A 533-nucleotide genomic window follows, 5' to 3' on the forward strand; every position below is an offset into this window, starting at 1 on the left:
CGGCTTGGGCGATGTCGGGCGCGGGGCGCCGCTCGGTGCCCCACTCGCTCGTGGACAGCACGCCCACCCGCCCGCCGCGGACCTCCCACATGCCCGGCAGCGCGTTCTCCACCCGCACGTCGGAGGTCTTCAGGATCGCGTTGAGGAAGTCCTCGTGGATGCGTTCGCTGATCCACACCGCGCCCAGGCGGGCGGTGATGTCCTCGACGCCGAGCGCGGGCGGCAGCACGGCGGCCAGCGCGTCGACGTTCGCCTGGAACGCGGGCTCGTCGGCGGCGCGCGCCTTGGCGGACTCCAGCTTTCCCCGCACGTCGCCGGACAGATAGGCGGGGGCGTGGACGAGTTCGCCGCCAACGGGATCGGTGAACACCATCCCGGCCAGCGCCGGGCGTGCCTCGTGCTCGGGCATGCCCAGCAGGTCGGCGATGAGGGTCAGGTCGATGCCGCCGGTGCGGTCCAGGCTCACCGCGATCGCGTCGGCGGGCGTCTCCACGCCCTGCACCTCCGGGTGCGGGGCGACGACACGGCGGGGC

At 74.3% G+C, this 533-nt stretch carries 1 protein-coding gene; it reads right to left on the bottom strand.

What is annotated here, in order from left to right; translation table 11 throughout:
* The coding region (locus B2869_RS13865) for a hypothetical protein (protein WP_414683276.1) at nt 1-493 on the bottom strand (493 nt) is incomplete at its 3' end.
* Nucleotides 494-533 lie beyond the last annotated feature (40 nt).

It is taken from the genome of Microbacterium sp. UBA3486, assembly GCF_002377845.1.
Taxonomy (GTDB): Bacteria; Actinomycetota; Actinomycetes; order Actinomycetales; family Microbacteriaceae; genus Microbacterium; species Microbacterium maritypicum_A.